The following is a 23,833-nucleotide window of genomic DNA, read 5'->3' on the forward strand; positions in this document are numbered from 1 at the left end:
AAACGGCATGCGCCAGCCCGGTGCCCCGGTCCGACGGCGCATGCGGTCCGGCACCACTCCGGCGGCATCGGCTGCAGGCGGGTGCGACGAGCGCCGCCGGCGGCCGTACCCGCTTTATGCCGGATGGTTGAACACCTGGCGCAGGTAGGCGATGAAGGTGGTGTCGGTGCTCTGCGCCTTGCTCGGTTCGTCGGACAGCTTGGCAACCGGCTGGCCGTTGCAGCGGGTGAGCTTCATGACGATGTTCAGCGCCGGATACGGCGTATCGTTGGTGAGCTTGGTGCCGATGCCGAAGCCGGTCATCACGCGGTCGGCGAAGTGGCGGTACAGGTTGAGGGCCTTTGGCACGGTCAGCGCGTCGGAGAACACCAGCCGCTTGGTGCGGGCGTCGATGCGCAGCTTGACGTAGTGCGCCAGCGCCTTTTCGCCCCACAGGATCGGGTCGCCCGAGTCGTGGCGCAGGCCGTCGAACAGCTTGGCGAAGTACAGGTCGAAGTCCGACAAAAAGGCGTCCATCCCCACCACGTCGGTCAGCGCGGTACCGAGGTCGCCGCGGTATTCCTGCACCCAGTCCTCGAGCGCCGATTTCTGGAAGTCGCGCAGGCGGGTGCCGAAGGCCTGGTGCGCCTGCAGGTATTCGTGGGCCATGGTGCCGATCGGCGTCATTTTGAACTTGTAGGCCAGATAGACGTTCGAGGTGCCCTTGAAGTATTGCGGCAGCTCGCGCGCCATGGTCTGCACCACTTCGTCGTGCCACTCGCCCGAGAAGCGGCGGCGCACGCCGAAGTCGAAGAACTCGAACGGGTTGGCGCGCGCCGGCTCTTCGCCGAAGGCGCGCAGTTCGTCGATCTTCTGCTGCAGGCGCACGCGTGCTTCCGTGATCGCGGCCTGCCCGTCGAAGCGGCGGAAGTACAGTTCGTTGACGATGTAGAGCACGAAGATCTCGAAGCCCATCACGTGCACCAGCGGACCGGCGGCGCGGATGCGCAGGTGCGGGCCGTCGACCGTGACCTCGATGAACTTGCGCTGGAAGCGGAACAGGGTCAGGAAGTCGGCGAAGTCGCTCTTGATGAAGCGCAGGCCGCGCAGGTAGGCCACTTCGTCTTCGGTGAACATCATGCTGCACAGGTGATCGAGCTCGCGTTCGATGTCGTCCTTCAGCTCGGCCAGCGGATAGGCCGGCTCGTTACGGCAGCGGAATTCGTATTCGCCGGTGGCCCCGGGGTGGCTGTGCAGCAGCGCCTGCCACATCGTGAATTTGTAGAGGTCGGTTTCGAGCAGGCTGCGGACGACAGGTTTCATCTGGACTCCAGGGTGGCGGACGGCGTGGCCGGCGGCGCCACCGCCGCGCAGGCCCAGGTCTTGCGAGCGTCGCGCTTCAGGCCGCGGCGGAAGTCTTGCGGCTACGGCGCTTCGGCGCCAGCATGGTGCCGGTGCAGCCGGGCGTGCCGCAGCGGCAGGCGAACAGCTTCTTCAGCGCGGGCGTGTGGCGCTCGTCGTAGATCAGGGCGTAATTGTAGTTCAGCTCTTCGCCGGCGTCGATGTCATGCATGGCGTGGATGTAGACCTTGCCTTCGTCCTCGAACGCTTCGCAGTTGGGCGAGCAGGCGTGGTTGATCCAGCGTGCATCGTTGCCGCGCCGGCCGCCGTCGATCACGCGGCCGTCGGCCAGCGTGAAATAGAAGGTGTGGTTGATCGGACCGCCGGCCTTGGCGGCGCGCTCGGTGGCCTTGTCCCAGCTGATGCGCTCGCCCTTGTATTCGATGATGCGTTCGCCGGCGGGAATCGGCCGCAGGGCAAACACGCCGTTGCCGTGGACAGGGGAACGGCGCACCTCGATCATCGGGTTGGCGTCTTGGGCTTTGATGGAGCGCTTGGTGGTGGTCATCGCGTGCGGGCGGAGGTCGATTGTTGATAGGTTGTCCATTATGGAGCCTATCACAACGGCGGGGCCGCACATTAGGTATGCGGCCCGCCGCCTCCTCCCGCTGCGTCAGATCGCCAGGTCTCCCGCGCCGCCGGCGGCCTGCAAGGTCGCCAGATCCAGCTTCTTCATTTTGAGCAGCGCCGCCATCACAGCGTCGCCATTCGGCCCGGAGACGAGTTCGCCGATCCGGGCCGGCACCACCTGCCACGACAGGCCGAAGCGGTCCTTCAGCCAACCGCACTCGCGCGCCGCCGCATCGCCGCCCTCACCCAGCAGCTCCCAGTAGCGGTCGATCTGCGCCTGGTCGTCGCACAGCACCTGGAACGACACGGCGTGGGTGAACGGAAATCCGGGGCCGCCGTTCATGGCGGTGAAGCGCCGGCCGGCGAGCTCGAACTCCACGGTCAGCACCGTCCCGGCCGGCATGTGATGGATGTCGTGGCCGGCCTGCCCGTAGTACGCGGTGCGAACGATGCGCGAATCGGGAAAGATCCCGGTGTAGTAGCGGGCCGCTTCCTCGGCCTGGGTGTCGAACCACAGGCAAGGCTGGATCGGGGCGTGCAGCTGCATGATCGCTCTCCTCGGTTACGTCGCAAAATCCTCTTCACGGTATTCGGTCTGTGCGCTTGATGCCGCGCCGCCAGCTGCCGCAACGGCCGCCCGCCCCGCTTCCTCGCGCCGCAGTTCGACGCGCCGGATCTTGCCCGAAATGGTCTTGGGCAGCTCGCGGAACTCGATGCGGCGAATGCGCAGATACGGCGCCAGCCGCGAACGCGTGAACGCGAACAGCTCGGCCGCCATCTCGCGGCTCGGCGCCACCCCGGCGCGCAGCGTGATGAAGGCCTTCGGCACCGACAGCCGCAGCGGGTCTGGCGTCGGCACGATCGCCGCTTCCAGCACGCTCTCGTGCTCGATCAGCACGCTCTCCAGCTCGAACGGGCTGATGCGGTAGTCGGACGATTTGAACACGTCGTCGTTGCGGCCGACGTAAAAATAATAGCCGTCCGCATCGACCGTGGCCGTGTCGCCGCTGTGGTAGTACCCTGCCCGCATCGCCTCGCGCGTGCGCTCTTCATTTCCCTCGTATCCAGACATCAGACCGATCGGGCGCGAGGCGAGTTCCACCGAAATCTCACCCTCTTGAGCGGGCGCATCGTCGATGTCGAGCAGCGCGATGCGGTAGCCCGGCAGCGGCCTTCCCATCGAGCCGGGCTTGATCGGCTGGCCGGGCGAGTTCCCGATCTGGCAAGTGGTTTCGGACTGGCCGAAGCCGTCGCGGATGCGGATGCCCCAGGCCCGTTCGACCTGCTCGATCACTTCCGGATTGAGCGGCTCGCCGGCGCCGACCAGTTCGCGCAGCTGCGGTGTCCAGGCGCGCAGGTCTTCCTTGATCAGCATGCGCCACACGGTCGGCGGCGCGCACAGCGAGGTGACGCCGCAGCGCACGATGGTGTCGAGCACCGCCCTGGCGGCGAAGCGCTCGTAGTTGTAGACGAACACGGTGGCGCCCGCGTTCCAGGGCGCGAAGAAGCAGCTCCAGGCGTGCTTGGCCCAGCCGGGCGAGCTGATGTTCCAGTGGACGTCGCCCGGCTGCAGGCCGATCCAGTACATGGTCGACAGGTGGCCGACCGGATAGCTCTGGTGGGTGTGCAGCACCAGCTTCGGTTTCGCGGTGGTGCCGGACGTGAAGTACAGCAGCAGCGGGTCGGTGGCATGGGTGACGCCTTCGGGCACGTACACGCTGGCCACGGCATGGCTGTCGTCGTAGTCGTGCCAGCCGGCGACGGAACCACCGACCGCGATGCGCGTGAAGCTGGCCGCGTGCGTTCCGGGCAGCTCATCGAACTTGTGCGCTTCGGACGCCTGCACCACCACGTGCCTGACCTGCCCGCGCTCGAGGCGGTCGGCCAGGTCGGCGCCCGACAGCAGCATCGTGGTCGGCACCAGCACCGCGCCGAGCTTGATCCCGGCCAGCATGATTTCCCACAGCTCGACCCGGTTCGGCAGCATCAGGAGCACGCGCTCGCCGCGCCGCACGCCGCAGTTGCGCAAATACTCTGCCACCTGGTTCGAGCGCGCCGCCATGTCGGCATACGAGATCTTGCGCTCGCTGCCGTCTTCCTCGACCACCCACAGCGCCGGCGTGTGGTTATCCTTCGCGTGATGGTCGAAGTAATCGATGGCCCAGTTGAAGGCATCGAGCTCGGGGCGCTGGTAGTCGCGCCAGGCGGTGTCGTAATCGAGGCGGTGCTGCTGGAGGAAGTCGCGCGCCTGCACGAAGCGCTGGGTTGGCGTCATGGGTTGTCTCCTGTCGCTGTGGGTGAATCGCGAACGGCAGGGTGCACCGGCGGGCGCCCCGGCCTTGTGTCTTTATCGGCTGCGGCTGCAGCCTTGTCGCAACCATTGTGCCACCGTTTCGGCACCGGCGGCGGGCTGCTTCGGCCAACCCGTCTATAATTCCTGTCACCGCACCGATCGACGCTGCTTTCCCATGTCCCAAGCCCAGCCCCAGCCCTCCGCCCCGCCCGTCACGCTCCAGGCATTAAAGTCCTGCGCCGCCTGCAGCATGCACCAGCTGTGCCTGCCGATGGGCCTGGCCGATGCCGACATCGACCGCCTCGACCGCATCATCGGCCGCCGGCGCCGGCTGGCGCAGGGCGAGCGGCTGTATCAGATGGGCGAGCCGTTCCGCAACCTGTACGCGGTGCGCTTCGGCCACTTCAAGACCTACCAGGTGAACGCGGCCGGCGAGGCCCAGATCACCGGCTTCCAGATGGCCGGCGAACTGCTGGGCATGGACGCGATCAGCGGCAACCACCATTGCGACGCGGTGGCGCTGGAAGACAGCGAAGTATGCGAAATCCCGTTCGCACGGCTCGAAGAACTGTTCGGCGAAGTGCCGGCGTTGCTGCGCCACTTCCACCGCATCATGAGCCAGGAGATCACGCGCGAGCAGAACGTGATGCTCCTGCTCGGGAACATGCGCGCCGAGCAGCGCTTCGCCGTGTTCCTGGTGAACCTGTCGGCGCGCTACGCCACGCGCGGCTATTCGGCCAACAGTTTTCAGCTCCGCATGTCGCGCGAAGACATCGGCAACTACCTGGGCCTGACCATCGAGAGCATCAGCCGGCTGCTGTCGCGCTTCAGGAAGCAGGGCTGGATCGCGGTCGACAAGCGCGACGTCACCCTGCTCGACCCGGCCAAGCTCAAGGCGCTGGCGTCCGGCGCCGACGTCTGCAGCCCGATGGCGTGACGCCGACACAGGATCGATACGATGACCCCGGCCCTCGACCTTGACTTGCACCTGCGCAGCTACGGCCGCGAGCACTGGGGCGACCGCCACGCCTTCGCCCAGCTGGTGCTTCCGGTCGAGGGCGAGGTGTTGCTCGATATCGAAGAGCGGCGCGCCCGGCTCGATCCGCTGCATGGCGCGCTGATCGCGCCCGGAGCCTGGCACGCGCAGTCGAGCCAGGCCGATAACCACTCCCTGATCGTCGACGTCGATGCCGCCGCCTTCGCGGGCGGGCCGTGGCAGGAACTGCTGGCGCGCCCGTTCACGCCGCTGGCGCCGGCGGCGCGCAAGCTGGTCGATTTCATGGGCATCCTGGCACGCCAGTCGCCGGTAGCGGGAGCACTGGTTAACAGCTGGGTGCCGCTGCTGCTCGACACCCTGGCCATGGGCGAGACCCGCCCCGCCTCGCGTTTATCGGCGCTGCTGGCACGCATCGAAGCCGAGCCGGGCCTGCCATGGAGCACGGCGACGATGGCGCAGGCGGCGAACCTGAGCGTGAGCCGCCTGCACACCCTGTTCCGTGACGAGCTGCAGACCACGCCGCACGACTGGCTGCTGCGCTGCCGCCTGGACCAGGCGCGCGCGTGGTTGGCCGGCAGTAGCCGCAGCGTGGCCGATATCGCCGTTGCCGCCGGCTTCGCCGATCAGACCAGCCTGACGCGCGCGATGCGCAAGGCACTCGACACCACGCCGGCGGCGTACCGCCGCGCGATGCGCGAGAACGCGTCAAAAACGCAGTAGCCGGCGACAAGACAGCGCTTGCGCCGCACGGCGAGAATCTCGCTATCTTCAGGAGATTCGCGCATGCTCACTCGTACCTTTTCCACCGCCGGCATCCCGGCCGCCTGGCTCGGCATCGGCGCCGGCATCGCCGCCGGCGCGCTTTGGGGCCTGGTCTTCCTGGCACCCGAACTGGTGCCGGGCTTTTCGCCGTTGCAGCTGTCGGCCGGACGCTATCTTGCGTATGGCCTGATCGCGCTGGTCCTGATCATGCCGGCCTGGCGCCGCCTGTGGCGCAGCCTCGACTGGCAGGCGTGGCGCGCCCTGCTCGCCCTCAGTGTGAGCGGCAACATCGTGTATTACATGTTCCTGGCCAATGCGGTGCAGCGCGGCGGCGTGGCGATGGCCTCGATCGTGATCGGACTGCTACCGATCGCGGTCACCCTGGTCGGCAGCCGCGACCATGGCGCGGTACCGCTGCGCCGCCTGCTGCCGTCGCTGGCCCTGAGCGGTGCCGGCCTGGCCTGCATCGGCTGGGAATCGGCATCGAACGCCGACGGGTCGCTGGTGGGATTGCTGTGCGCGTTCGGCGCGCTGGTGTCGTGGACCTTCTTCGCGGTGTACAACAGCCGCTGGATGGCACGCCTGGACGGCATCTCGGGACACGAGTGGAATCTGCTGGTGGGCGTGATCACCGGCGTGCAGGCGCTGGCGCTGGCGGTACCGGCTTTCGTGCTGGCACCGGGCGCGCATGCGGCGCCGCAGTGGATGTGGTTCGGCGCCGTGGTCAGCGGCGTCGCCCTGCTGTGCTCGGTGGTCGGCAACGCCCTGTGGAACCACGCCAGCCGCCTGCTTCCCCTGAGCCTGATGGGTCAGATGATCGTGTTCGAAACCATCTTCGCCGCCCTGTACGGCTTCTTGTGGGAAGCGCGCTGGCCGAGCGCGTTCGAAGCGGCCGCGCTGACGCTGCTGGTGGCGGGCGTGGTGTCGTGCGCGCAGGCGCACCGCCGCCACACTTGACCGGTCAGGCTGCCAGCGACAGCGCCAGCGCCTCGGCGTCGGCGCCGGCCGGGATGCGCATCGGGGCCGCCGGGTCGGTCACCGCGCGCCACACGGCTTCGGCGACGTCACGTGCCTGCGTCAGCAGCGCATCGCCGCCGGCACCGGAGCCGGCAAACACCTTCGCCAGCAATGGTGCATAGGCTTCGGGCGTCGGCGCTGCCATGTGGCTGCGGGCGTTGGCGCCGAAACTGGTGGTCGGCGCACGTCCCGGCAATACCAGGCGCGCCCGGATCCCGAGCGGCTCCAGTTCCAGCGCCAGCGATTCGGTGAACGCGTTCACCGCAGCCTTGCTTGCCGTATAGACCGACAGCAGCGGCAGCGGCGTCAGGGTGGTGGTCGACGTGACGTTGACGATCGTGCCCGCGCCCCGTTCGCGCATCGCCGGCAGCACGGCCCGCGTCATGGCGATGGTGCCAAGAGTATTGGTGGCGAATACGGCGCGCGAGGTTTCCATCGAAATGGCTTCGAGCGGATACAGCACGCCGATGCCGGCGTTGTTGACCAGCGCGTCGACGGGACCGGCCTGCTCGATCGCACTGCGGATGCTGGTGTCGTCGCTGACGTCCAGCGCCAGCAGGCGCAGGCGCGGCGACGGCGGGAACAGGCTGGCGTCGGGCGTGCGCATCGTGGCGATGACGTTCCAGTCGCGCTCGAGGAACAGGCGCGCGATCTCGAGGCCGAAGCCGGACGAGCAGCCGGTGATCAGGACGGTGTTCATGGTGGACTCCTTTGGTTGGTTGCAGTACCTCTACGATAGGCGCCAGCGACCGGACGCGCTACAATCTAGAATCCATAAAACATTTGCGAGAGTCCGGAAATGACCGATCCCCTGGCCGACGTCGTCGCCCTGCTCCAGCCGAGCATGCGGTTTACCAAAATCGTCGGCGCCGCCGGCCGCTGGGGTGTACGCCGTGCCGAGGGCGGGCATCCGTCGTACTGCGCCGTGCTCGAGGGCAGTTGCCGGCTAATGGCGGAGGGACATGCTGAACTCGTGCTGGAGCCGGGTGACTTCGTGCTGATCCCCGCCAGCGAGCGCTTCACGATGTCGGGCATGGAGGCGCCTGCGGAACGCGAGTTCGACCGGTTGCCGGTACAGCTGCCGTCGGGCGAGTTTCGCCACGGTGTGCAGGATGCCGCGCCGGATGTCCGCTTCATCATCGGCCACTGCGTGTTCGGCTCGCCCGATGCGGCGCTGCTGGTGTCGCTGCTGCCGCGGCTGGTGCACGTGCGCGGCGTGCCGCGGCTGGCGACGCTGGTCGAACTGCTGCGCGACGAGTCGCGCGAGCAGCGGCCGGCGCGCGACGTGATCCTGGCGCGCCTGCTCGAAGTGCTGCTGATCGAGGCGCTGCGCTCGACGGTCGGCACCGCGGCCTCGCCCGGCCTGCTGCGCGGCTTGTCCGACCCGCGCCTGGCCGGCGCGCTACGCCAGTTGCATGGCGCGCCGACGCGGCACTGGACGGTGGCCCAGCTGGCGCGTGAAGCTGCGCTGTCGCGTTCGACCTTCTTCGAACGTTTCAACCGCGCGGTCGGGATGGCCCCGATGGAGTATCTGCTGGCCTGGCGGATGGCGCTGGCAAAAGACATGCTGCGGCGGGGAGCGGACAGCATCGCAGAAGTCGCGGAGCGGGTCGGCTATAGTTCGGCCAGCACCTTCAGCGTCGCATTTGCCCGCCATATCGGCGTGGCGCCCGGTCGTTATATGCGCGACGGGTATTCGGAAGCGGGTGCAGCCAATTAACGTTTCGTTAAGCCTATAATCGGTCGCTCATCATTTCACGGGGATTTTCATGCGCGTTCGTCCGTTGTTTGCCCTGTTGTGCTGCGCCGCCATGTCGCAAGCCGCTTTCGCCCAGCTGAATGTCCGCGAGGTCAAGGGAGGAAAAGACCATCCGTTGCTGTCGCGTTTCGAGGGCGCGAAAATGGTCGGATACAAAGCGGCCGCTTACGACCAAGCCGAGTTGCCGGCGAGCCGCGCGTACTTCAAGGACAACAAGATCGTCGTCGATAAGATGCTCAAGCCCGAAGGCAGCTATACCCGCATCGCGTACGTGTTCCCGAAAGACCGCTCCGGGCTGGAGGTATTCCGCAATTACCAGGCTGCGATCGCGCAAGCCGGCCTGAAAGTGCTCTACACCTGCGAGAAAGAAGCTTGCGGATCACTCGATTCCTACTACAACTCCAGTTATCTGATGCGCGACGGCTTCCTCGAGGGCGGCAACAGCATCCATAACTCGTTCAACTCCGGCCTGGGCGAGCCGCGTTATCTGATAGCCCAGGGCACCCGCCCCGACGGCACCCCGGTGTACGTCGCCGTGCTGATCGCCGCGCCGCGCAGTGACTACCTGGGCGGCATTTCGCTGCAAATCGTCGAAGGCAAGCCGATGGATACGGGCAAGGTTGCAGCCACCTTGAATGCAGGCGATATGGCACGCCGCATCGCAGCAGACGGCAAGGTGGCGGTGTATGGCGTGTACTTCGATACCGACAAGGCCGAGGTAAAGCCGGCATCAAAAGCGACGCTGTCGGAAATGGCCAAGTTGCTGCAGCAGGATAAGAACCTGAAGGTCCATATCGTGGGTCATACCGACAACCAGGGAGCGGTCGCGCACAATATGGACCTGTCGCAGAAACGGGCCGAGTCGGTGGCCAAGGTGCTGTCGGCCGAATACAAGATCGACGCCAAACGACTGAGTGCCAAAGGGGTCGGTCCGTATGCACCGGTCATGTCGAACGACACCGAAGCGGGCCGCGAGAAAAACCGGCGCGTCGAACTCGTGAAGCAATAAGGGAGTAGCAGCCACCGGTCGGCACATCGAATGGCCGGTGGCGGCCTGACGAAAGCCTGTCGGCCAGGCTGTATCGGCCCGATTCCCGAAGCGGTCAGACGTCGATCACCAGCTCCGGCCGATAGCCCTCCTGCTCGCCCTTGCTCAGATAACCCAGCGGATTGGCCACCACGCGGCACGACCAGGAGCGCGGGCCATCGCGCCCCTCCACCACGTAATCGTTCATGCAGTGAAGGTGACCATGCATCCAGACATCGGCCTGTTTGAACAATTCGTCGATCGAATTGCAGAAGCCTGCGGTGCCGGGCGTGACGCCATAACGCGGATCGGCGCTGAGCAGGCTGGGCGCGAAGTGGGTCACGACCACGGTCTTGCCGTCGAACGGCGTCGCGAGCGCGGCGCGCAGCCAGGCCTGGCAATCGAGTGCCATCTCGCGCCAGCCTTCGGCCAGCACCGGCTGCCCATCTTTTAACGTCGTGTTCTTGGCGAGGTAGTAGTTGGCGGCGCGGAAGGCCTTGTTGCGCTGCTGCAGCTGCCGGGTCAGATCGGTTTCGCGCAGCGCCAGCGCTTCGAAGTCGCTCCACAGCGTGGTGCCGATGAAGCGCACCTGGCCGATGGTGACGATCTCGCGATCGAGCCAGGTAATGCCGAAGCGTTCGCAGGTGGCGCGCAGGCGGGCATAGGTTTCGTCGTGATCGAGGCCGTCGAACTCGTGGTTGCCTGGGATGAACAGCACGTGCTTGCCGGCCAGGTCGGGGTTCTGCGGCGAGAAGCGCTCGAGACCGAAATCCTGGCTTTCCAGGCGCGAGCCTTCCTGATACGAGCCGATGTCGCCGGCCAGCACGACCACGTCGATGCCGGGCAGGATCTGCGGGCGGAAGTGGGGATAGCGTTCGAGGTGAAGGTCCGAGAATAACTGTATGCGCATGGTCGGCGCAGTATAAAGCAAGCCAGCGCGGCCGGTCGCCCGCCGTGCCGGCCGCCCTCACCCGGGCCGCTTTCAGGCAGGCTGGTCGGCCAGGCGCGCGATTTCGACCGAGCCGCGCTCATCGAAAATCGGACACGCCTGCGCCAGCCGCACGATCTCGTCGAAGTCCGCCGCCTCGACGATCGAATAGCCGCTGAGCGAACTCCCGGACAGCTTGGGTCCGATCAGCCGGCTCGGCACTTCGACGCTGGCCTGGGTCAGGCTGCCGCGATCGATCACCGCCGCGCCCAGCCGGTCGAACCAGGCCGCCCATTGCTCAGGATGATGCACGGCGACTTCGCCCTCGCCGGCCGGCGCGCCGCGGTACACGATGAGAAAGCGTTCCATGTGGTGCCTCCATGTCGTCAATACGGATCACCTTAGCAGACCGGCCGGCGAGGCGCCGCACTGCTGACCTGCCCCGCCCGCGGGCGGGGCAGCACCCTCTTAGAAGCGGATGTTGGCCGTCAAGCTGGCCGAGCGCGGCGTGCCCGGCGTGTAGCGGTAGCCGCTCTTGTTGATCGCCGCCACGTACTTCTCGTCGCCGATGTTGTACACGTTCAGGCGCAGGTCGATGTTGTTGCTGACCTTGTAGCCAAGCATGGCGTCGAACACCCAGTACGACTCGGTGTAGGCCGGGGTGCCGACGGCGCCGTCGGTGCCGCGCGCCAGCTTGTCGCTGAAGCGCGCGCCGCCGCCGATGCGCAGGCCCCATGGCAGGTCGTACGAGGTCCAGGCGGTGAAGGCCTGCTTCGGCGTGTAGGTCAGGCTGTTTTCGCCCGCCGCGGTGACGTTGCGGCCGCGCTCGACGCTGGTGTCCATATAGGTGTAGCCGGCGCTGACCAGCCAGTGCGGCGCCAGTTCGCCGGTCGCGCCCAGCTCGACGCCCTGCACCTGCTTCTCGCCGGTCTGGTAGTACTGCAGGTCCACCGGATCCTGCTCGACCTCGTTCTCGACCTTGGTGCGGTACAGCGCGGCCGACAGCGACAGCTTAGCTTTGAGCAGATCGAGTTTCGAACCGATCTCGTAGGTCGTGGTCTTCTGCGGATCGTAGATCGGATTCTGCGCGCTGTTCAGGTTGCCCGACACGGTGAAGTTGCCGCCCGGCGGCTGCTTGGAGCTGGCCACGGTGGCGTACACGCTGCTGTTGGCGGTCGGCTTGTACAGCGCCGACAGCTTGCCGTTGACCAGGTTGTCGCCGACCTTGAAGCGGGTGTTGGTCAGCACGTTGTTGGTCAGCGCCACCACCGCGTAGTCGCCGCGGAAGTGGTCCACGCGCACGCCGCCGTTGATGATCCACTTGTCGCCGATCTTGGCGGTGTCGAACAGGTACAGGCTCTGGGTGTCGACCTCGCCTTCGTTGTAGGCGCCGGTGCGGCGCACGTTCGGCGCGACGGTCGGCGCGTCGTTCGGGTTCGGGTTATAGATGTTCGCCGCCGGCATGGTACCCAGGCCGGTCAGGCCCCAGGTGGTCTGGCGCTCGCTGGTGATCTCGAGACCGGCGACCAGGGTGTGCGACACGTCGCCGGTGCCGAACTGGCTGGTCAGCGTGGTCATATTGGTCAAGACCTTGTTTTCCTGGTCCTTGCCGGTGCGGATGCTGCGTGCCAGCGTCCAGCTGTTGGGGTCGGCCGGGTTGGGCGTGGACAGGTTGGCGGCGCTGGTCAGGAAGGCGGTCAGCAGGTAGTCCTGGCTGGTCTTGCCGTAGCGGCTGATATTCTGCAGCTTCATGGTCGGCGAGAAATCGTGCTCGACGCGCACGGTGCCCATGTCGGCCTTGATGTCGTCGTAATCGTCGACCGAGCCGTAGAAATTCTTCGGATCGACGCGCGGCGCGTCGTTGAGGAAGGTGCGCGGATCCGGGCTGCTGTTGGGCACCCGGCCCGGGCTGGTGTAGCCTGGCAGGCCGATCACGAACACGCCGCCGTCAGGGATATTGTCCTGGTCGACGTGCAGGTAATCCACGTGAACGCGCGTCGCACCGTTCAGGCCGAAGCCGACGCTCGGCGCCACCGCCCAGCGCTTGTTGCGCACCACGTCGCGGCCGGCGCTGTCGGAATCCTGGGCCAGCACGTTCAGGCGCAGCGCGATACCGCGCTCTTCGTTCAGCACCTGGTTCAGGTCGCCGGTGATGCGCTTTTGCGAACCGCTGCCGCCGGTGATCGAGGCGGTGGCGGCGTCGGTGAGGTTGGCCTTCTTGCTGACCAGGTTGACCGAGCCGGTCGGCGCGCTGCGGCCGTTGTCGGTGCCGGCCGGGCCTTTCAGCACTTCGATCTGTTCCAGGTTGAACACGTCGCGCGAGATCGAGCCGATGTCGCGCACGCCGTCCACGAAGATGCTTTGCGAGGTGTCGAAGCCGCGCATGAAGATGGCGTCGCCGGTATTGGTGTTGCCGTTTTCGCCCAGGAAGAAGGCGCCCACGCCCGGCGTGTTGCGCAGCGCTTCGGTCAGCGTCAGCGCGCCCTGCTGCTCGAACAGTTCCTTCTTTATCACTTGCACCGTCTGCGCGGTGTCGACCAGTTTTTCGGTGTACTTGGCCGACGAGGCGTACTCGGCGCGGAACGGGTTGTCGCTCTTGCCGGCCACCTCGACCTTGGCCGTGATTTGCGGGCCGGCGACGGCGCTGGATTCGACCGGGGCGGTTTCGGCAGCGGCGCTCGGGGCCGCTGGCTCATTGGCGTGCGCGGCCAGCGGCAGCAGGACCGCGGCCAGGGCAGTCCCGACGGCCTGGGTGCGGCGTTGCGGGTGTTTGCGGCTTGTTATTGCTTTCATTGGAGCTTGCCTCTTCAGGTGGATGCGAATGTGTAAACACTGCTTGGAAAACAATGATTCTACGAAGAACGTAAAGATATGTAAACGGGAATCATTCTCATTCGCATTCCTAACAACACATTTGACGCGCTCTGCATAACAGCCAATTTGCGCGAGCATTTCTTAGGTGCGCTGTTTTTTTGACAACTCTGCTATTGTCAGCACATCAAGCACTCCGGAGAGCAACATGCTGAAAATCTTATTGTGGGCAGTATTGATCATCTTCCTCATCGGCCTGCTGGTCGTGACCGGTGTCCTGAAGATGATTTTCTGATCGTCGCGCAGATCTTTCTGTGCGACCGGCGGCGCGTTACCGTGAAAGCGGACGCGCCGCCTTGTTTTTGACGGTCAAAAAAAAAAAAAGCCATCGCCGCGTGGGCGGCGATGGCGTTGTGCCAGACAGGATGGTGCGCAGCGAGCGGTGTCGCCGCGCTATGCCATCAAGCCTTCTTCTGCTGCGCGATCCAGTTATCGACCAGCTCGCCCAACACGTCGAGCGGCACCGAGCCGGCGCCCAGCACCAGGTCGTGGAAGGCCGGCAGCGAGTACTTGTCGCCCAGTTCGGCCTGCGCCTTCTGGCGCAGTTCGAGAATGCGCAGCATGCCGATCATGTAGGCATTGGCCTGGCCCGGCCACACGATGTAGCGCTCGGTTTCCTGCACGCCCATGCCGTAGTCGATCGCCTGCTGGCGGGTCCAACCCTTGGTGTGGATGCCGGTATCGGCGACGAGGCGGCGCGCGCGGAACAGTTCCGAACCCAGTGCGCCGAGCAGGCCCGGCACATCGCCTTCATACCAGCCCTGCTCCACCGCCAGCCGTTCGGTGTACAGCGCCCAGCCTTCCGAGTGCGCGCTGCCGCCGCTGAAGATGCGCTGGCTACGGAATTTCGGGATGCCGGTCTGCTCCTGCTGGATCGCCAGCTGGAAGTGGTGGCCCGGCACGGCTTCGTGGTACGACAGGCTGCGCATGCGAATCATGTCGAAGGTCGGGCCGCGCAGTGGCACCCAGAAGATGCCCGGGCGGCTGCCGTCCGGCGCCGGCATGGTGTAGTGGGCGGCGGCCGACGGTTCGGTCAGCGGCGGCACGCGGCGCACGTCGACCGGGGCGCGCGGCTTGAGGTTGAACAGCGAGGCGCTGCGCCGTTCGGCGTCGCGCACCATCTCGTTGTAGCTGGCGATGATGGCCGGACGCGGATCGCCCTCGCCCTTCGGCTGGAAGCGCGCATCGAGCTGCTTCATGCGCGCTTCGATGCCGCCTTCGGCCAGACCGAGCGAGCGCAGGTGCTTGTCCATCTCGGCCTCGATGCGCGCCACTTCGCGCAGGCCGATGTTGTGGATCTGGTCCGCGGTCAGCTTGGTGCTGGTGAAGTTTTCCAGGGCGCGCGCGTAAGCCTTGTCGCCCCCCGGCAGGCGCGAGATGCCGGCCACATCGCCGGTCTTCGGATGCAGTTCCGCCAGGTGCGCCTGCACGCGGGTGTAGGCCGGGCGGATCTTCTGCTCGACGGTGCGGGTAGCGCGTGCGATGGCGGCCTGGCGCGCTTCCGGCGTCAGGTCTTTCATCGATGCCGTCTTCTCGGCCAGCGAGGTCACCAGCACGTTCTCGGCAGCGGCCGGCTTGAGGAAGTGGTCGACCTGGAACTGGGCGCGCTCGAGGATGAAGCGCGGCGGGATCAGGTTCTTGGCGGCGGCGCCCTTGCCGCGCGCCAGCGCTTCGTCCATGCGCGTGCCCACCTGGTCCAGGCGCGCCAGATAGCTGTCGACGTCCTGGGCGTTGCGCATCGGGTGGGTGTTGGTCATGAAATTGACCAGGCTGACCTGCACGCCGCTGAACTGCGAGAACACCCAGTTGTAGTCCTCGAACGCTTCGTTGGCGACCACGTTCTGCAGCGACCAGCGCATCACGGCGGCCGAGATCTTCTGGGTCGCGTCCAGTGGCGCGGACTTGAAGCCGTCCAGGCGCTTGATGCCGGCCTTGGCCATGTCCTGCACCTTCTTGCGGTAGGCGGGGGTCATCGGGGTCAGCTCGCGGTCGAGCTTCGCCTGTTCGGCGCCGCTGAAGTACTGGGTCGAGGTGGCCATCTGCGGGTTCAGGCGCACCCAGTCTTCGGCGAATTTGTCGGCCCATTCGTCGAAGGCCTTGTAGGGCGCGACGGCGGCAGTTGCGCTCGCCGCGGGCGTCGCGGCGCTGGCCGACGGGATGACGGCCGTGGCAACCGTCGCGGCAACTACGGCGGGAAGGAACAGGGCGGCGATGGTCGCGCGCAGGCGGGAAGCTGGCATCGTGGATCTCTTTCGGTTGTCGTAAGGTGTTGAATGCTGCGGGTCAATGCGGGTGCTTTATTGCTAGAGAACAAGGTAGCACGGAAGTGATCGCTTCAACAATGTTGACAACCGTGTGACAGTTGCGCGCCTGCGTACGTACGGAAAAGAGCCAGTCTTTATTCCTCGAAGTCACGCGGCCGCGCCCGTCCCAGTGCTTCGCTGCCGGCGCCGGCGGCGATGATGCGGTCCTTGATTTCCATCTCGCCGCCGATATACACCAGCACCGCACAGAAGCAGGCCAGCACCTTCCAGCCCAGCAGCAGAAAGACCACCAGCAGTGCCAGGCCGAGGCCGGCCACGGCGAGGTTGAACTGGCGTCCGGTCAGATTGAAGGCAGTGAACTTGCGTTCGCGGCGCCGGAAGAACAGCGCGAACCACAGCCAGTAGGGAATCGCGTACAAGAAATACAGCAGCATGCCAATCCCGAACGGGAAGCCGACCACCGGCACCATGAACGCCAGCGCGCCGCCGACGGCGATGCCCAGCCAGTACAGAAAAAGACTGCGGTAGAACGTGTTACGCATGGCGCTCCTGTGATTGCGGGATTGGTGTGCGGGCCGATCTTACAACATCGGGCCGGCCCCGCCTTTGCTGCCCGGCCGTAACCGAATTCGTATAATGCCGGCGACCACCATCGTCACGGGACACGCATGCAGCACATCAGGGACACCCTCGAACGCCGCCAGACCGGCATCTATTTCGCCGCCGTGCTGTTCGCCGCGCTGGCCGCCACCTTCATTCCCGGCACCACCGCGCTGGAGGCGGCGGTCAACCCGGCACTGGCGCTGATGCTGTTCGTGACCTTCCTGCAGGTGCCACTGGCGGAACTCGGCCGCGCCTTCACCCAGACCCGCTTCCTGGGCGCCCTGCTAGCCACCAATTTCGTCGTCGTCCCGCTGCTGGTGGCGCTGCTGCTGCCGCTGGCCCCTGGCGTGCCGCTGGTGCAGCTGGGCGTGCTGCTGGTGCTGCTGGCGCCCTGCATCGACTACGTGGTCACCTTCTCGCACCTGGGCCGCGCCGACGCGCGCCTGCTGCTGGCCGCCACGCCGGTGCTGCTGGGGGCGCAGATGCTGCTGTTGCCGGTGTACCTGAAGCTGCTGCTGGGCGACGCCGCCGCCGCGCTGGTCGAGCCCGGCCCCTTCGTCGACGCCTTCGTGTGGCTGATCGCCGTGCCACTGATACTGGCGGCACTGGTCCAGTTGTGGGCCGCGCGCAGCCGCAGTGGTGCGCGCACCAATGAATCGCTCGGGCTGCTGCCGGTGCCCGCCACCGCGCTGGTGCTGTTCGTGGTGGTGGCCTCAGTGGTGCCGCAGCTGGGCCAGGCGCGCGATGCCGCCCTCGGCGTGCTGCCGCTGTATCTCGCCTTCGCCGTGCTGGCGCCGATCGCCGGCTGGCTGGTGGCGCGCCTGTTCCGGCTCGACGCGCCTGCCGGCCGGGCGGTCGCCTTCAGCGGCGCCACCCGCAATTCTCTGGTGGTGCTGCCGCTGGCGCTGGCCGTGCCGGGCGCGGTGCCGATTTTGCCGGCGGTGATCGTCACGCAGACGCTGGTCGAACTGCTGGCCGAGCTGGTGTATGTGCGCGTGATCGGCCGCCTCGGGAATCGGGACTAGACGCATGGCACGCCAAGCTGGCGCTTGATCCGGCGGCGATAGGCTAGACTTATTTGCAAGAAGCGCCCGGTATTTCGCGGGCGTCGGCGGGGTGCGTCCCCGTCCGGCACATTGAGTACGACCACAGCAAAAAGGAACCTGCCATGCCGCTTTCGCAATCCGTACACGAACAAATGAGCAAGCGCCTGCACCAGGCGCGCGAAGACCTGCTGGGCGCGGTGCGCTCGCGCACCAATGCCGATGAAGGCGACGCCCCAACGATCGCCCCGATCGCGCACGCGGTGCCGGGCGACGACCGCGTCACCGCCGAGATGATCAGCCACGACGAAACCCACCTCGCCGAGCACGACACCAACACCCTGCACGAGATCGACGTCGCGCTGGGTAAACTCGAGAACGGCGGCGCCGGCATCTGCGAGTCGTGCGGCTGCGAGATCCCCGACGAGCGCCTGCTGGCCACCCCAACCGTGCGCTTCTGCATTCAATGCCAGGACCGCATCGAGAAGGAAAGCGGCATCGGCCGCGGCCCGACGATGTAACCATGTCCGTTGCGCCAGGCGCCGGCCTCAATCGCGGCGCAGGCCCATCGCATTCAACACCACCAGCGCCGAACCGGCGGCCATGCCGATGCCGGCCATCCACGGCTGCAGCAGGCCCACCGCCGCCGCCGGAATCGCGGCCAGGTTATACACGGTGACCCAGGCCAGGTTCTGGCGGATCACCGCCAGCGTGCGGCGCGCGGTGTCGAGGGCCTCGGCCAGCGGCTGCAGGCCGTCGCCCAGCAGTACCGCGTCCGCATACAGCTGCGCCAGTTCGGCGCCCTGCCCCGCCACGCCGGTCTTGCCGCCCATCGCGAACGAGACATCGGCGCCGCACAGCACCGCGGCATCGTTGATGCCGTCGCCGACCATCGCCACCACCGCGCCGCCGCGCTGCAGGCGCCGCACATAGTTCAGCTTTTCCTCCGGCAGCTTGCCGCCCAGCGCGCCGGGGATGCCCAGCTGCGCCGCCACCGCCTGGGTCGCAGCCTGGTCGTCGCCGCTGAGCAGCAGCACGGTCTTGCCGGCCGCGCGCAGGCGCCGCACCACGTCGGCGGCGTCCGGCCGCAGCTCGTCGCACAGGTCGAAGCGCGCCAACCAGCCGTCACCGTTGCCGAGCCAGACCGAGGTGGTCCCGGGCGGCACCGCCGCGCGCGCCACGCCGCCGGCCACGCCCGCCACCCAGGCCGCGCTGCCGAGCCGGTAGCAGCGCTCGCCAACATAACCCTCGACACCCTGCCCGACCACGAAGTGCAGGCGCTCGGCGGTCAGCGCTTCGGCCCCTTCATCATGTTCCTGCGCATCGTCCTTGTTTTGCGCCGCTGCCGCCTGCGCCGCCGCACGGATCGGCTGCGCCAGCGGATGCGGATTGTCGGCTTCCAGCGCCGCAGCGATGCGCAGGCAGGCATCGACGCCCAGCGCGCCCACCGGCAGCGCCTGACGCAGCACCGGGCGTCCGTAAGTCAGCGTGCCGGTCTTGTCGAACACCACGTGGGTGGCGCGGTCGAAGGTTTCCAGCGTATGCGGCTGCAGCGCCAGCACGCCGCGCCGCAGCAGGCGTTCGCCGGCGGCGGCCAGCGCGCTCGGCGTGGCCAGCGACAGCGCGCACGGACAGGCCGCCATCAGCACCGCCAGCGCCGCCTGCCAGGCGCGCGCCGCGTCCACCGGCAGCCAGGCACAGAACACCAGCACGGCCAGCACCAGCAGACCGCCCATGAACCAGCCGGCGGCGCGTTCGGTGCGCCGCGCCAGCGCCGGCTTGCCCTGCGCCGCCCGCTCCGCCAGCCGCACCAGCAGCGCCAGCGTGCTGTCGCCGGCACCGGCCACCACGCGCAGCACGATCGCCTGCCCCACGTTGAGGGCGCCGCCGGGCAGCGTGTCGCCGGGGCCGCGCACGCGGGTGCGGCTCTCGCCACTGAGCAGGCTCAGGTCGAGCACGGTGTCGCCTTCGTGGATGATGCCGTCGGCCGGCGCGGCCTGGCCGGCCTGCACCAGCACCAGGTCGCCCGCCTGCAGCGCGGCCGCCGGCACTACTTCGGTGTCGCGCGCGAGCGGATCGCCGCGCAGGCGCAGCGCCGTTTGCGGCAGGCCTTGCTGCAGGCGTTCGAGCGCGCCGGCGGCATCGATGCGCGCCGCCAGCTCCAGGTAACGACAGCCCAGCAAGAGGAAGATGAACAGCGCGAGCGAACCGAAATACACCTCGCCCGCACCGGACAGCAGCGCCGCGCAGCTGCCGACGAAGGCGGCGCCGATCGCCAGCGCCAGCGGCAGGTCGATCCCGGGAGCGCCACGGCGCAGGCCGCGCCAGGCGCCGCCGAAGAACGGACGCGCCGAGTACAGCAACGAGGGCAGCGTGAACAGCAGCCCGGCCCAGCCGACCGGACCGTCGGTGCCGCGTTCGGCGCCGCCACTGGCATCGTCGTCGGCGACCCTGGCCAGCCAGGCCGGCAGCGCCACCATCGCCACCTGCAGCGTCGACAGACCGGCCACGCCAAGCTGGCGCAGCAGCGTCCTGCGCGCGCGCTCGAAACGCTCGCCGCGATGCGCGCCGGTGCACGGCCAGCAGGCGACGCCGATGCCGTGCAGGCAGCGCTGCACCGCGTCGGCGTCGCAGGCGGCCGGGTCCCAGCGCACAGCCAGGCGTGCGCGCGCCAGATCCAGCCTCGCCTCGCGCACGCCATTCAACTGGCCCGCACGGCGTTCGACCAGCCAGACGCCGGCGGCGCAGCGCACGCCGCCGACGCTGAATTCCCCCTCGCCGGCGACGGCGGATGCGGCGGAGACGGATGTCGGTTCGTGCTCCGGCGCCGCGCACGTTGCCGTCGGCGCGAAGCCGGCGCGGGTGGCGTAGTAGGCAGCGCAGCCGGCATCCACGATGGCATTCGCCGCCGCGGCGCAGCCGGCGCAGCACATGGCGCGAGCACTGCCTTCGATGGTGGCGTGCCAGCCGACGTCCGGCAGCAGCGGCCGGCCGCAATGGAAGCACCCTCCCGGTTCGCCCCTTGCCTGCCTTGCCGCCGCTTCGGCGAACGCGTCCGCCAGCACTGCACTCATGCGTCACTCCTTGTCGGTTCAGGCACGGCAACGGCTTGCGGGCGGCCGGACGGCCACCCTGGCGGACTTCAGGGGATGACGCTTCAGATGGTCTGCGAGTGGCGCGGGCCCTCGGCGCGCGCGGCCAGGTAGCGGTCGAACACCATGCACACGTTGCGGATCAGGAGCCGGCCCTTCATCGACACGCTCAGCCAGTCATGGTCGATGCGCACCAGGCCATCGGCCTGCATGGTGCGCAGCTGCGCCAGCTCGGCGGCGAAGTATTTGTCGAACACGATCGGGTAGGCCTGCTCGATCGCCGGGATCGACAGCTCGAACTGGCACATCAGCTTCTGGATGATGGTGCGGCGCAGAGCGTCGTCCATCGTCAGGCGCAGGCCGCGCTGAACCGGCAGTTCGTTCTGGTCGATCATGTCGTAGTACTCCTCGAGCGTCTTGACGTTCTGGCTGTAGGTGGCGCCGACCGATCCGATGCTCGACACCCCGCAGGCCACCAGGTCGGCATCGGCATGGGTCGAGTAGCCCTGGAAGTTGCGGTGCAGGCGGCCCTGGCGCTGGGCCACGGCCAGGTCGTCGTCGGGCTTGGCGAAATGGTCCATGCCGATGTACACGTAGCCGGCGGCGCCGAGGCGCTCGATGCACAGCTGCAGCATGCGCAGCTTGATATCGCTGTCGGGCATGTCGGCACCGGGGATCCGGCGCTGCGGCTTGAACAGGTGCGGCATATGGGCGTAGTGATACACGGAGATGCGGTCCGGATCGGCGGCCACCACCTTGTCCAGGGTCGCGGCCATGGTGTCCATGGTCTGCTTCGGCAGGCCGTAGATCAGGTCGATGCTGACCGAGCGGAAGCCGGCGGCGCGCGCGGCGTCGATCACCGCGCGCGTTTCGTGCTCGGGCTGCACGCGGTTGACCGCCTTTTGCACGTCAGCGTCGAAGTCCTGCACGCCGAGGCTGATGCGGTTGAAGCCCTGGCGCCGCAGGCTGTGCACGCGCTCCACCGAGACCGTGCGCGGATCGACCTCGATCGAGTATTCGCCAATCTCGTCCGGCGCGAAGCGGAAGTTGCGCCGGATATGGGTCATCAGCTCGCCCATCTGATCGTCCGACAGGTAGGTCGGCGTGCCGCCGCCGAAGTGCAGCTGCTCGACCTCGTTCATGCCGGCGAACAGCATGCCCTGCATCTCGATCTCGCGCTTCAGGTAAGACAGGTAGATGGCAGCCTTGTCGCGCCGTTTGGTGACGATCTTGTTGCAGGCGCAGTAGTAGCAGACCGTGTCGCAGAACGGGATGTGCAGGTACAACGACAGCGGGCGCTTGCTTCCGCGGGTGCGCACGCCGGCCACCGCGTGCAGGTAGTCGCGGTAGCCGAATGCGGGCGTGAAGCGGTCGGCGGTGGGATACGAGGTGTAGCGCGGGCCTGACTTGCCCAGACGGTTGAGCAGGTCGGCATCGAATTCGACGGCGTGGAACGGTGCGCCGGCGGCGGGCGTACGGGGAGCGGATGACGGGACGGGGGTGGCGGCTGAGAATTCTTCGACGAGCATGAGATGGTGACTCCGGCAGGCGGCCATTTGCGGAAGTGCAAAGTGACACAAACTGCTGCCAGTCTATTGACCTGCCTCCCGCGAATCTTTGACTTGCATCAAATATGGCTGAGTCTGGTCAAGATGGGTATTGTCGAGCAGAACGAATCGGCAGCGTCCGCCGTCCCGATTTGGCGTCCCGTTGGCAAGAAATAGCCGAAGAAACTCTGATTTGGAACAAAAGCTTGCTGGCAGTGTAAGCTTGCAGGATGGACAATCTCACCCACTCCCTGGTCGGCCTGGCCCTCGGCGAAATCGTCGACCGCGCCCTGCCGCCCGCCGTCGACCCGCAACGCGCCCGCACCCGGCACCGGCTCCTGCTGACCACCGGCGCGCTGGCCAGCAACTTTCCCGACCTCGACCTGGTGCTGACGCCGCTGCTGGCGCCGCCGCTGGGCTACCTGCTGCATCACCGCGGCCATACCCACACGCTGCTGTACGCCCTGCCCCAGCTGGCGCTGCTGCTCGGGCTGATGTGGCTGCTGTGGCCGGGCGCGCGGCGCCTGCTGCGCGACGACCGCGTCGCGCGCTGGGCCACGCTCGGTACCGGTGTGCTGGGCATGGTGCTGCACCTGACGTTCGACTCCCTGAATGTGTACGGGGTGCATCCGTTCCACCCCTTCGATTCGCGCTGGCTGTATGGGGATCTCATATTCATCATCGAGCCGGTGTTCTGGACCGCGCTCGGCATCGCGCTCGCCCTGCTGGTGCCAAGCCGTACGCTGCGCTGGGCCTTTGCCGGCCTGATCGTCGCCGCCTCGCTGGCATTCGCCTGGCTCGGCTTCCTGCAGTGGGGATCGCTGGCCGCGTTGCTGGCAGTGGCGGCAGCGGTGGCGCTCGGCATGCGGCGCAGCCCGGCAGCCGGATTGACGACGGCGCTGCTGGCCTGCGTCGGCTTCGTCGCGATCCAGGCCGGCGCCGCGCACCAGGCACGCGAGCAGATCCGCGCCGCGCTGGCCAAGGCCGAGCCGGGTAGCCAGGTGCTGGACATGCCGCTGTCGGCCTTCCCGTCGAATCCATTGTGCTGGGCGTTCGCGGCGATCACGCGCGACAATGGCGCGGGAACTTATGCGGTACGTATCGGCGTGCTCAGCCTGGCCCCGGATGTGACGAGCGTGGCGTCATGTCCCGCGCGCTTCGGCGGCGAGCCGGGGACCGAGCGCACGGCGCTGTCGTGGAAATACCGCGAAGGCGCCAGCCTGGCGGGACTGCGCGCGCTGCGCAGCGGGAACTGTCACTTCGACGCCTGGCTGCGTTTCGCGCGGGTGCCGTCGCTGGTCGATGGCAATGCCACCGATATCCGCTTCGGCCCGCCGGACGCGGCGAATTTCTCGACCTTGCCGTATGCGGAGCTGGCGGCGCAGCCGTGTCCGGCGCCGGTGCCGCAGTGGGGGCGGCCACGTCAGGATTTGCTGAGCAAGTGACGGGGTCAAGAGTGACGGGGTCAGGTCCGAAAAGCGGACACGGACTGAACGTTGGCTGCGAGCGAATTACTGATGGTCTCAGCGCATCCAGCATGGCGGGAGTTGATGACTGCTCGGCTCGTGTCCACTTTTCAGTAGTGGGGTCAGGTCCGAAAAGCGGACACGAACTGAACAATGGCCGCGAGCGAATTACTGATGGTCTCAGCGCATCCAGCATGGCGGGAGTTGATGACTG

20 protein-coding genes are annotated in these 23,833 nt (G+C 67.2%); 8 read left to right on the forward strand and 12 right to left on the reverse strand.

The window, feature by feature from the left end:
- Positions 1-114: 114 nt before the first annotated feature.
- The 4 genes from pncB to RTQ83_RS08665 all read right to left on the reverse strand — a co-directional run bounded on the left by pncB (position 115) and on the right by RTQ83_RS08665 (position 4,225).
- Positions 115-1,302, reverse strand: a complete 1,188-nt coding sequence (gene pncB / locus RTQ83_RS08650; RefSeq protein WP_312513335.1) for a nicotinate phosphoribosyltransferase — start codon at positions 1,300-1,302, stop codon at positions 115-117.
- A gap of 76 nt (positions 1,303-1,378) precedes the next feature.
- Positions 1,379-1,888 (reverse strand): SET domain-containing protein, encoded by a 510-nt coding sequence (locus RTQ83_RS08655; protein ID WP_312513419.1) that lies wholly within the window; start codon positions 1,886-1,888, stop codon positions 1,379-1,381.
- Positions 1,889-1,993: 105 nt separating this feature from the next.
- On the reverse strand, positions 1,994-2,497 hold the full coding sequence (locus RTQ83_RS08660) for a VOC family protein (protein WP_312513337.1): 504 nt from the start codon (positions 2,495-2,497) through the stop codon (positions 1,994-1,996).
- A gap of 15 nt (positions 2,498-2,512) precedes the next feature.
- On the reverse strand, positions 2,513-4,225 hold the full coding sequence (locus RTQ83_RS08665; protein ID WP_312513339.1) for an AMP-binding protein: 1,713 nt from the start codon (positions 4,223-4,225) through the stop codon (positions 2,513-2,515).
- Positions 4,226-4,418: 193 nt separating this feature from the next.
- On the opposite strand from RTQ83_RS08665, the gene fnr reads away from it, so the two are divergent.
- The 3 genes from fnr to RTQ83_RS08680 all read left to right on the forward strand — a co-directional run bounded on the left by fnr (position 4,419) and on the right by RTQ83_RS08680 (position 6,959).
- Positions 4,419-5,180 carry a fumarate/nitrate reduction transcriptional regulator Fnr gene (gene fnr, locus RTQ83_RS08670; RefSeq protein WP_312513342.1) on the forward strand — a complete coding sequence of 254 codons (762 nt, stop codon included), beginning with the start codon at positions 4,419-4,421 and terminating at the stop codon, positions 5,178-5,180.
- A 21-nt stretch (positions 5,181-5,201) separates the two neighbouring features.
- The gene (locus RTQ83_RS08675) at positions 5,202-5,960 is read left to right on the forward strand and encodes an AraC family transcriptional regulator (RefSeq protein ID WP_312513345.1); all 759 of its coding nucleotides are present in this window, start codon (positions 5,202-5,204) and stop codon (positions 5,958-5,960) included.
- Between the two features lie 63 nt (positions 5,961-6,023).
- Positions 6,024-6,959 (forward strand): DMT family transporter, encoded by a 936-nt coding sequence (locus tag RTQ83_RS08680; RefSeq protein ID WP_312513348.1) that lies wholly within the window; start codon positions 6,024-6,026, stop codon positions 6,957-6,959.
- A 4-nt stretch (positions 6,960-6,963) separates the two neighbouring features.
- Here RTQ83_RS08680 and RTQ83_RS08685 read toward each other — a convergent pair whose 3' ends face one another.
- Entirely contained in the window at positions 6,964-7,719 is a 756-nt protein-coding gene (locus RTQ83_RS08685; protein WP_312513351.1) for an SDR family oxidoreductase, read from the reverse strand.
- A gap of 99 nt (positions 7,720-7,818) precedes the next feature.
- On the opposite strand from RTQ83_RS08685, the gene RTQ83_RS08690 reads away from it, so the two are divergent.
- Both RTQ83_RS08690 and RTQ83_RS08695 read left to right on the forward strand, forming a co-directional pair.
- Positions 7,819-8,739, forward strand: a complete 921-nt coding sequence (locus RTQ83_RS08690) for an AraC family transcriptional regulator (protein ID WP_312513354.1) — start codon at positions 7,819-7,821, stop codon at positions 8,737-8,739.
- 91 nt (positions 8,740-8,830) lie between these two features.
- Positions 8,831-9,787 carry a DUF4892 domain-containing protein gene (locus tag RTQ83_RS08695; protein WP_312513421.1) on the forward strand — a complete coding sequence of 319 codons (957 nt, stop codon included), beginning with the start codon at positions 8,831-8,833 and terminating at the stop codon, positions 9,785-9,787.
- A 94-nt stretch (positions 9,788-9,881) separates the two neighbouring features.
- On the opposite strand, the gene RTQ83_RS08700 is transcribed toward RTQ83_RS08695, so the two are convergent.
- From RTQ83_RS08700 to RTQ83_RS08720, 5 genes are all read right to left on the reverse strand, one after another.
- Positions 9,882-10,715: a metallophosphoesterase gene (locus tag RTQ83_RS08700; protein ID WP_312513357.1), complete on the reverse strand. Its 834-nt coding sequence runs from the start codon at positions 10,713-10,715 to the stop codon at positions 9,882-9,884.
- A gap of 72 nt (positions 10,716-10,787) precedes the next feature.
- Positions 10,788-11,102, reverse strand: a complete 315-nt coding sequence (locus RTQ83_RS08705) for a hypothetical protein (protein WP_312513360.1) — start codon at positions 11,100-11,102, stop codon at positions 10,788-10,790.
- Positions 11,103-11,201: 99 nt separating this feature from the next.
- Complete coding sequence (locus RTQ83_RS08710; protein WP_312513362.1) at positions 11,202-13,526, reverse strand: catecholate siderophore receptor Fiu; 2,325 nt, start codon at positions 13,524-13,526, stop codon at positions 11,202-11,204.
- A 479-nt stretch (positions 13,527-14,005) separates the two neighbouring features.
- A complete protein-coding gene (locus RTQ83_RS08715) occupies positions 14,006-15,844 on the reverse strand; it encodes a DUF885 domain-containing protein (protein ID WP_312513364.1) in 1,839 nt (612 codons plus the stop codon).
- A 158-nt stretch (positions 15,845-16,002) separates the two neighbouring features.
- Positions 16,003-16,410 carry a hypothetical protein gene (locus tag RTQ83_RS08720; protein ID WP_312513366.1) on the reverse strand — a complete coding sequence of 136 codons (408 nt, stop codon included), beginning with the start codon at positions 16,408-16,410 and terminating at the stop codon, positions 16,003-16,005.
- A 126-nt stretch (positions 16,411-16,536) separates the two neighbouring features.
- Here RTQ83_RS08720 and RTQ83_RS08725 point away from each other — a divergent pair, with 126 nt between their 5' ends.
- Together RTQ83_RS08725 and RTQ83_RS08730 are read left to right on the forward strand one after the other, a co-directional pair.
- A complete protein-coding gene (locus tag RTQ83_RS08725) occupies positions 16,537-17,496 on the forward strand; it encodes an arsenic resistance protein (protein WP_312513368.1) in 960 nt (319 codons plus the stop codon).
- A 173-nt stretch (positions 17,497-17,669) separates the two neighbouring features.
- Positions 17,670-18,035, forward strand: a complete 366-nt coding sequence (locus RTQ83_RS08730) for a TraR/DksA family transcriptional regulator (protein ID WP_312513370.1) — start codon at positions 17,670-17,672, stop codon at positions 18,033-18,035.
- Positions 18,036-18,062: 27 nt separating this feature from the next.
- Here the strand turns inward: RTQ83_RS08730 and RTQ83_RS08735 are convergent, their stop codons facing one another.
- Together RTQ83_RS08735 and hemN are read right to left on the reverse strand one after the other, a co-directional pair.
- Positions 18,063-20,588 carry a heavy metal translocating P-type ATPase metal-binding domain-containing protein gene (locus tag RTQ83_RS08735; protein ID WP_312513372.1) on the reverse strand — a complete coding sequence of 842 codons (2,526 nt, stop codon included), beginning with the start codon at positions 20,586-20,588 and terminating at the stop codon, positions 18,063-18,065.
- A gap of 83 nt (positions 20,589-20,671) precedes the next feature.
- A complete protein-coding gene (hemN, locus tag RTQ83_RS08740) occupies positions 20,672-22,135 on the reverse strand; it encodes an oxygen-independent coproporphyrinogen III oxidase (protein WP_312513374.1) in 1,464 nt (487 codons plus the stop codon).
- A 248-nt stretch (positions 22,136-22,383) separates the two neighbouring features.
- Between hemN and RTQ83_RS08745 the strand changes: the two genes are divergently transcribed.
- Complete coding sequence (locus RTQ83_RS08745; protein ID WP_312513376.1) at positions 22,384-23,598, forward strand: metal-dependent hydrolase; 1,215 nt, start codon at positions 22,384-22,386, stop codon at positions 23,596-23,598.
- Positions 23,599-23,833: the final 235 nt, after the last annotated feature.

The sequence above is a fragment of the Massilia sp. genome (assembly GCF_031995545.1).
Lineage (GTDB): Bacteria > Pseudomonadota > Gammaproteobacteria > Burkholderiales > Burkholderiaceae_D > Telluria.

What these genes read in the sequence shown, in the direction of transcription:
- pncB (WP_312513335.1), bottom strand. Translation starts at nt 1,302, where the DNA reads ATGAAACCTGTCGTCCGCAGCCTGCTCGAAACCGACCTCTACAAATTC.
- RTQ83_RS08655 (WP_312513419.1), bottom strand. Translation starts at nt 1,888, where the DNA reads ATGACCACCACCAAGCGCTCCATCAAAGCCCAAGACGCCAACCCGATG.
- RTQ83_RS08660 (WP_312513337.1), bottom strand. Translation starts at nt 2,497, where the DNA reads ATGCAGCTGCACGCCCCGATCCAGCCTTGCCTGTGGTTCGACACCCAG.
- RTQ83_RS08665 (WP_312513339.1), bottom strand. Translation starts at nt 4,225, where the DNA reads ATGACGCCAACCCAGCGCTTCGTGCAGGCGCGCGACTTCCTCCAGCAG.
- fnr (WP_312513342.1), top strand. Translation starts at nt 4,419, where the DNA reads ATGTCCCAAGCCCAGCCCCAGCCCTCCGCCCCGCCCGTCACGCTCCAG.
- RTQ83_RS08675 (WP_312513345.1), top strand. Translation starts at nt 5,202, where the DNA reads ATGACCCCGGCCCTCGACCTTGACTTGCACCTGCGCAGCTACGGCCGC.
- RTQ83_RS08680 (WP_312513348.1), top strand. Translation starts at nt 6,024, where the DNA reads ATGCTCACTCGTACCTTTTCCACCGCCGGCATCCCGGCCGCCTGGCTC.
- RTQ83_RS08685 (WP_312513351.1), bottom strand. Translation starts at nt 7,719, where the DNA reads ATGAACACCGTCCTGATCACCGGCTGCTCGTCCGGCTTCGGCCTCGAG.
- RTQ83_RS08690 (WP_312513354.1), top strand. Translation starts at nt 7,819, where the DNA reads ATGACCGATCCCCTGGCCGACGTCGTCGCCCTGCTCCAGCCGAGCATG.
- RTQ83_RS08695 (WP_312513421.1), top strand. Translation starts at nt 8,831, where the DNA reads ATGTCGCAAGCCGCTTTCGCCCAGCTGAATGTCCGCGAGGTCAAGGGA.
- RTQ83_RS08700 (WP_312513357.1), bottom strand. Translation starts at nt 10,715, where the DNA reads ATGCGCATACAGTTATTCTCGGACCTTCACCTCGAACGCTATCCCCAC.
- RTQ83_RS08705 (WP_312513360.1), bottom strand. Translation starts at nt 11,102, where the DNA reads ATGGAACGCTTTCTCATCGTGTACCGCGGCGCGCCGGCCGGCGAGGGC.
- RTQ83_RS08710 (WP_312513362.1), bottom strand. Translation starts at nt 13,526, where the DNA reads ATGAAAGCAATAACAAGCCGCAAACACCCGCAACGCCGCACCCAGGCC.
- RTQ83_RS08715 (WP_312513364.1), bottom strand. Translation starts at nt 15,844, where the DNA reads ATGCCAGCTTCCCGCCTGCGCGCGACCATCGCCGCCCTGTTCCTTCCC.
- RTQ83_RS08720 (WP_312513366.1), bottom strand. Translation starts at nt 16,410, where the DNA reads ATGCGTAACACGTTCTACCGCAGTCTTTTTCTGTACTGGCTGGGCATC.
- RTQ83_RS08725 (WP_312513368.1), top strand. Translation starts at nt 16,537, where the DNA reads ATGCAGCACATCAGGGACACCCTCGAACGCCGCCAGACCGGCATCTAT.
- RTQ83_RS08730 (WP_312513370.1), top strand. Translation starts at nt 17,670, where the DNA reads ATGAGCAAGCGCCTGCACCAGGCGCGCGAAGACCTGCTGGGCGCGGTG.
- RTQ83_RS08735 (WP_312513372.1), bottom strand. Translation starts at nt 20,588, where the DNA reads ATGAGTGCAGTGCTGGCGGACGCGTTCGCCGAAGCGGCGGCAAGGCAG.
- hemN (WP_312513374.1), bottom strand. Translation starts at nt 22,135, where the DNA reads ATGCTCGTCGAAGAATTCTCAGCCGCCACCCCCGTCCCGTCATCCGCT.
- RTQ83_RS08745 (WP_312513376.1), top strand. Translation starts at nt 22,384, where the DNA reads ATGGACAATCTCACCCACTCCCTGGTCGGCCTGGCCCTCGGCGAAATC.